The 7,303-nt window shown below is 59.1% G+C and carries 5 protein-coding genes; all 5 read left to right on the forward strand.

Features of this window, described 5'->3' with window-relative positions; translation table 11 throughout:
* Positions 1–8: 8 nt before the first annotated feature.
* On the forward strand, positions 9–185 hold the full coding sequence (locus PMI22_RS31175; protein ID WP_003176118.1) for a hypothetical protein: 177 nt from the start codon (positions 9–11) through the stop codon (positions 183–185).
* Complete coding sequence (locus PMI22_RS03545; RefSeq protein WP_007948665.1) at positions 169–3,123, forward strand: sensor histidine kinase; 2,955 nt, start codon at positions 169–171, stop codon at positions 3,121–3,123. Before PMI22_RS31175 ends, PMI22_RS03545 begins: the two co-directional genes overlap by 17 nt.
* Before the next feature lie 22 nt (positions 3,124–3,145).
* The gene (locus PMI22_RS03540) at positions 3,146–4,582 is read left to right on the forward strand and encodes a sigma-54-dependent transcriptional regulator (RefSeq protein WP_007948666.1); all 1,437 of its coding nucleotides are present in this window, start codon (positions 3,146–3,148) and stop codon (positions 4,580–4,582) included.
* Positions 4,583–5,323: 741 nt separating this feature from the next.
* On the forward strand, positions 5,324–6,724 hold the full coding sequence (locus tag PMI22_RS03535; protein ID WP_007948667.1) for a polynucleotide adenylyltransferase PcnB: 1,401 nt from the start codon (positions 5,324–5,326) through the stop codon (positions 6,722–6,724).
* A 3-nt stretch (positions 6,725–6,727) separates the two neighbouring features.
* Positions 6,728–7,213 carry a 2-amino-4-hydroxy-6-hydroxymethyldihydropteridine diphosphokinase gene (folK, locus tag PMI22_RS03530; protein ID WP_007948668.1) on the forward strand — a complete coding sequence of 162 codons (486 nt, stop codon included), beginning with the start codon at positions 6,728–6,730 and terminating at the stop codon, positions 7,211–7,213.
* Positions 7,214–7,303: the final 90 nt, after the last annotated feature.

A 7,303-nucleotide genomic window follows, 5' to 3' on the forward strand; every position in this document is an offset into this window, starting at 1 on the left:
AGACCGGGATGTACATCTATCGCTTGGTCCTGCTCCTGGTAGTGGGGATTTATCTGTTCTCCCCGGCCATCATGGATTGGTGGATCGACGCCACTGGCGCCTGGTATCGCCCTTATCTGCTCTGGCTGATTCTGATCGTCGTGACCTTCATCCTGCAGAGCCAAAAAGATGCCGATGAGCTTTAGCCTGACCCAGATGATCCTGATCAGCGCCGCGTACCTGGCGGTGCTGTTCGGCGTGGCCTGGGTCAGTGAACGGGGCATGATCCCCCGGGCGATCATTCGCCACCCGCTGACCTACACCCTGTCACTGGGCGTTTACGCCAGTGCGTGGGCGTTTTACGGCACGGTGGGCCTGGCCTATCAGTACGGCTACGGGTTTTTATCCAGCTACCTCGGGGTCTCCGGCGCATTTTTGCTGGCGCCGGTGCTGTTGTACCCGATCCTGAAAATTACCCGCACCTATCAGCTGTCGTCCCTGGCCGATTTGTTCGCGTTCCGCTTCCGCAGCACATGGGCGGGGGCGCTGACCACCATTTTCATGCTGGTCGGCGTGTTGCCGCTGCTGGCCTTGCAGATTCAAGCAGTCGCCGACTCCATCAGCATTCTCACCCGTGAGCCGGTGCAGCATCGGGTCGCCCTGAGTTTCTGCGCACTGATTACCCTGTTCACCATCTTCTTTGGTTCCCGCCACATCGCCACCCGCGAGAAACATGAAGGCCTGGTGTTCGCCATTGCCTTCGAGTCAGTGATCAAGTTGATCGCCCTCGGCGGTGTCGGTCTGTATGCCTTGTACGGTGTATTTGACGGCCCGCAACACCTTGAGCTTTGGCTGCTGCAAAACCAGACCGCCCTCGCCGCCTTGCACACGCCGCTGCAAGAAGGTCCGTGGCGTACGTTGCTGTTGGTGTTCTTCGCCTCGGCGATTGTGATGCCGCACATGTATCACATGACCTTTACCGAAAACCTCAACCCGCGCTCGCTGGTCAGTGCAAGTTGGGGCCTGCCCCTGTTCCTGCTGTTGATGAGCCTGGCGGTGCCGCTGATTCTCTGGGCCGGCCTGAAGCTCGGTGCCACCACCAACCCGGAATACTTCACGCTGGGCATCGGCATCGCCGCCAACAGCAAAGCCTTGGCACTGCTGGCCTATATCGGCGGTTTGTCGGCGGCAAGCGGCCTGATCATCGTCACTACCCTGGCGCTGTCCGGGATGGCACTGAACCATCTGGTGTTGCCGCTCTATCAGCCACCGGCCGAAGGCAACATCTACCGTTGGCTGAAGTGGACTCGTCGGGCGTTGATCGTTGCGATCATCATGGCCGGCTACGGCTTTTACCTGATGCTGGGTGCAGAGCAGGATCTGGCGAACCTCGGCATCGTCGCATTTGTTGCCACGTTGCAGTTCCTGCCCGGGGTGCTGTCGGTTCTGTATTGGCCAACCGCCAACCGTCGCGGCTTCATTGCCGGTTTGCTGGCGGGGATTCTGGTGTGGCTGGTCACGATGCTGTTGCCGCTGGTGGGCAATCTGCAGGGCTTCTATATTCCGCTGCTGAACATGATCTACGTACTGGACGACACCAGTTGGCACATGGCGGCGATTGCCTCGCTGGCAGCCAACGTGCTGATGTTCACTCTGATATCGCTATTCACCAACGCCAGCCCTGAAGAGGCCAGCGCCGCCGAAGCCTGTGCGGTGGACAATGTGCGTCGCCCGCAACGCCGCGAACTGCACGCCGCGTCGCCTCAGGAATTCGCCACGCAGCTGGCAAAACCCTTGGGCGCCAAGGCGGCACAAAAAGAAGTCGAACAGGCGCTGCGCGATCTCTACCTGCCGTTCGACGAGCGTCGCCCATACGCCTTGCGCCGATTGCGTGACCGCATCGAAGCCAACCTGTCTGGCCTGATGGGCCCGAGCGTGGCTCAGGACATGGTCGAAACGTTCCTGCCTTATAAGGCAGGCGGCGAGAACTATGTCACTGAAGACATTCACTTCATCGAAAGTCGCCTCGAGGACTACCACTCGCGCCTGACTGGCCTTGCCGCCGAACTCGATGCCCTGCGCCGCTATCACCGCCAGACCCTGCAGGAACTGCCGATGGGTGTTTGCTCACTGGCCAAGGATCAGGAAATCCTCATGTGGAACAAAGCCATGGAGGAATTGACGGGGATTGCCGCGCAACGAGTGGTCGGTTCGCGCCTGAGCACCATTGCCGATCCGTGGAAAGAACTCCTGCAAGGCTTCATTAATTTGCCGGACGAACACTTACACAAACAGCACCTGGCCCTGGATGGCCAGACCCGCTGGTTGAACCTGCACAAAGCGGCGATCGATGAACCGCTCGCACCGGGTAACAGCGGCTTGGTGTTGCTGGTGGAAGACCTGACCGAAACCCAGATGCTTGAAGACAAACTGGTGCACTCCGAGCGCCTGGCCAGCATCGGTCGACTTGCGGCAGGTGTCGCCCACGAAATCGGCAACCCGATCACCGGCATTGCTTGCCTGGCGCAAAACCTGCGCGAAGAGCGCGAAGACGATGGCGAACTGAAGGAAATCAGCGGGCAGATCCTTGAGCAGACCAAGCGTGTGTCACGCATCGTCCAGTCACTGATGAGCTTCGCCCACGCCGGCAGTCACCAGCAAACCGATGAGCCCGTCTGTCTGGCCGAAGTGGCTCAGGATGCCATCGGCTTGCTGGCGCTGAACCGACGCAATTTCGAAGTGCAGTTCTATAACTTGTGCGACCCCGATCACTGGGTCGAAGGCGATCCGCAGCGACTCGCCCAAGTACTGATCAACCTGCTCTCAAACGCCCGCGACGCCTCGCCTCCCGGTAGCGCGGTGCGGGTAAAAAGCGAAGCCGGCGAACACACGGTCGACTTGATCGTGGAAGACGAAGGCAGCGGTATTCCGAAGAACATCATGGACCGATTGTTCGAACCTTTCTTCACCACCAAGGATCCTGGCGAAGGCACCGGTCTGGGCCTTGCACTGGTCTATTCCATCGTTGAAGAGCATTATGGACAAATCACCATCGACAGCCCGGCTGATGTTCAAAGCCAACGCGGCACCCGAATCCGGGTGACCTTGCCGCGTCATGTCGAAGCGACGTCCGCTGTGAACTGAGACCGTCGAGAGTATCGAATCAATGCCGCACATTTTGATCGTCGAAGACGAAACAATTATCCGCTCCGCCTTGCGCCGCCTGCTGGAACGTAACCAGTACCAGGTCAGCGAAGCCGGTTCAGTGCAGGAAGCACAAGAACGCTTCACCATTCCCACGTTCGACCTGATCGTCAGTGACCTGCGTCTGCCGGGCGCACCGGGCACCGAGTTGATCAAACTCGGCCAGGGCACACCGGTGCTGATCATGACCAGCTACGCCAGCCTGCGTTCGGCAGTCGATTCGATGAAGATGGGCGCGGTGGATTACATCGCCAAGCCTTTCGATCACGATGAAATGCTCCAGGCCGTCGCCCGCATCCTGCGTGACCGGGCATCACTGCCAGCCAACGTCGAACCTGCCGCCGGCAAAGCGACCAACGGCGCCGCAAAAGCTGGCGTCGATAACAGCAACGGTGAAATCGGCATTATCGGTTCGTGCCCGCCGATGCAGGACCTGTACAGCAAAATCCGCAAAGTCGCGCCAACCGACTCCAATGTCTTGATTCAGGGTGAATCCGGTACCGGTAAAGAGCTGGTGGCGCGTGCCCTGCACAACCTGTCCAAGCGCGCCAAGGCACCGATGATTTCGGTGAACTGCGCAGCCATTCCGGAAAGCCTGATCGAGTCCGAGCTGTTCGGTCACGAAAAGGGCGCGTTCACGGGCGCCAGCGCCGGGCGTGCAGGTCTGGTGGAAGCGGCGGACGGCGGCACCCTGTTCCTCGATGAAATCGGCGAATTGCCACTGGAAGCCCAGGCCCGCTTGCTGCGCGTGTTGCAGGAAGGCGAAATTCGCCGGGTAGGCTCGGTACAATCGCAGAAAGTCGACGTACGCCTGATCGCCGCGACTCACAGGGACCTCAAGAGCCTGGCAAAAATCGGCCAGTTCCGTGAAGACTTGTATTACCGCCTCCATGTGATCGCCCTGAAGCTGCCGGCCTTGCGCGAGCGCGGTGCGGACGTTAACGAAATCGCCAATGCCTTCCTGGCGCGGCAGAGCGCGCGGGTCAACCGCACCGATCTGAAATTCGCCCCGGATGCCGAACAGGCGATTCGTCATTACACCTGGCCAGGTAACGTTCGCGAGCTGGAAAACGCCGTCGAGCGCGCAGTCATCCTGTGCGAGAGCCCGGAAATTTCGGCCGAGCTGCTGGGTATCGACATCGAACTGAGTGACCTGGAAGACGACGACTTCATCGGCCTGGCACCGCAGCAGGCCAGCAATGGCGGTAACTCCAGCCATGAGCCGACCGAAGATTTGTCACTGGAAGACTACTTCCAGCACTTTGTCCTTGAGCATCAGGACCACATGACCGAAACCGAGCTGGCCCGCAAACTCGGGGTCAGCCGTAAATGCCTGTGGGAGCGTCGTCAGCGCCTGGGCATCCCGCGCCGCAAAACCGGGGTCGCCAGCGAAAGCTGAATGGCACCTGTCTGATGCGCGGGTAACACATGACTTTGTGAAAAAACTGTTACCTCAGATTTTTCACGTAACAGAAGCCGGGGCTTACGGTAACGAAGCCCCGGTTTTTTTTGGCCTGAAAAAACTGAACCAACCGGCCAAACCCCTTGTTTTACTGGGGTTCGCAAAAGTTGGCACGCACCATGCTATATGTCTGGTACAAGAACAATAACAAGCAATGCATAACATAATAAAAATAAGACGAATCGACTCACGCACAATAAAAACAAGACGGCGAGAGGCGCAGCTAACTGATTCTTTTGGAGAGGCGTTGTATTTGGGGGATCGCCCCACGACCAGGCCGAGAATAATAAAAAACTGTCCTAAGACAGTGCCTGAACTGGTTGGATCGCAAGATCACTGCAGCACAGCGACCAAAGCAATCCGTTTGCTCTTGGCTCCCGATTGGGAGGGTCATGAAAGAAACACGTCATGACGAGGGCACTTAACAAAAACAAAAAGCCCGAAACCAATAATAAAAATAGAGCATGCAACTACTTCTTGGGGAGCTTCGGCTCCCCTTGTAGTTTCCGAGATTCAAAAAAACCTTCCCAAATCTGCCTTGAATTGCGCTTGAAGCCTGCGGCTTACAGCTCATATCTGCTGTGTCCTACACCATCCCTCGACTAAATGCTAGAATCCCCGCCCATCATGCGGTCATTCTTCTGTTATGGCCGAACATTCCTTCAAACAGTGCATCCCATGCTGAAGAAGCTGTTCCAGTCATTCCGTTCTCCCAAGCGTCATACGCAACACATTCGCAGTACGCCTGAAGTGCTCAACAGCGGCCAACACTCGCTGCAAAAGGCCCAATTCAGCCGTTACGCGGTGAATATCGTCGAACGCCTGCAGAACGCCGGTTACCAGGCTTACCTGGTCGGCGGCTGTGTGCGTGACATGCTGCTCGGCATCACGCCCAAGGATTTCGACGTCGCCACCAGCGCCACACCTGAACAGGTGCGGGCCGAATTCCGCAATGCGCGGATCATCGGCCGTCGATTCAAGCTGGTGCACATTCACTTCGGCCGCGAAATCATCGAAGTCGCGACCTTCCGCGCCAATCACCCGCAAAACGACGAGGAAGAAGACAGCAACCAGTCTTCCCGCAATGAAAGCGGGCGCATCCTGCGCGACAACGTCTACGGCACGCTGGAAGAAGACGCGCAACGCCGCGACTTCACCATCAACGCCCTTTACTACGACCCAGTCAGCGAGCGCATTCTTGACTACGCCAACGGCGTACACGATATCCGCAATCACTTGATCCGCCTGATCGGCGATCCGAAACAGCGCTACCAGGAAGACCCGGTACGGATGCTGCGGGCCGTGCGTTTTGCCGCCAAACTGAATTTCGGTATCGAAAAACACAGCGCCTTGCCGATCCGCGAGCTGGCCCCGATGCTGCGCGAGATCCCGTCGGCCCGCCTGTTCGAAGAAGTGCTCAAGCTGTTCCTCTCCGGCCACGCCGCGGACACCTTCGAGATGCTGGTCGACTTGCAGCTGTTCGATCCGTTGTTCCCGGCCAGTGCCGAGGCGCTGGAATACAACCCGACGTACACCCACACCCTGATCAGCGATGCGCTGATCAACACGGACCTGCGGATCAAGCAGAACAAACCGGTGACCCCGGCGTTCCTGTTTGCTGCCCTGCTGTGGCCGGCCCTGCCGGCTCGCGTACTGCGCCTGCAAGAACGTGGCATGCCGCCGATTCCGGCCATGCAGGAAGCCGCTCACGAACTGATTGCCGAACAGTGCCAACGCATTGCAATCCCGAAACGCTTCACCATGCCGATCCGCGAGATCTGGGACATGCAGGAGCGCCTGCCACGCCGCAGCGGCAAGCGCGCCGACCTGTTGCTGGACAACCCACGGTTCCGCGCCGGTTACGATTTCTTGCTGCTGCGCGAAAGCGCCGGTGAGCAGACCGATGGCCTGGGTGAATGGTGGACGGATTACCAGGACGCCAATGACAGCGAACGTCGCGACATGATCCGCGACCTCAGTGGCAAGGACGACGGCACCGGCGCACCCCGCAAACGTCGCCGCAGCGGTGGCGCCAAGCGTAAACGCGCAGCCGGCGAGCCGAGCGTCTCGGGCGAGTAATCCATGGAACGCATCTACATCGGCATGGGCAGCAATCTGGCTGACCCCGCCGAACAATTGCGCAACGCCGTCGATGCGCTGGCGCAGCTGCCGCAGACCGGACTGGTCGGGGTGTCCGCGTTTTATCAAAGCGACTCGCTGCTGCCCGGCCAACCGCGTTACACCAACGCGGTCGCTGCCCTCGACAGCACCCTGGCGCCGCTGGAGCTGCTTGATGCGCTGCAAGCCATCGAGAACGAACAGGGTCGCGAACGCCTTGAACGCTGGGGGCCACGCACCCTGGATCTGGACATCGTGCTGTTTGGCGATCGCCTGATCGATGAGCCTCGCCTCAAAGTCCCTCATTACCATATGCAGGAACGGGCCTTTGTCCTGTATCCGCTGGCTGAGTTGGCACCTGTGGATTTGCGTTTGCCTGATGGCCGCTCTCTCTACGAATTGCTCGCAGCTTGCCCGTTCGTCGGCCTGGAACGCCTGCCTGCGAATTAACGCTGATCCCCTGTGGGAGCGGGCTTGCCCTAATGCCGATCAGTTAAGCCTTAACGCGGACCGTAGCAGCTGGCGAAGCCTGCGTTCGGC

This window comes from Pseudomonas sp. GM21 (genome assembly GCF_000282215.1).
In the GTDB taxonomy this organism is placed as follows: Bacteria; Pseudomonadota; Gammaproteobacteria; order Pseudomonadales; family Pseudomonadaceae; genus Aquipseudomonas.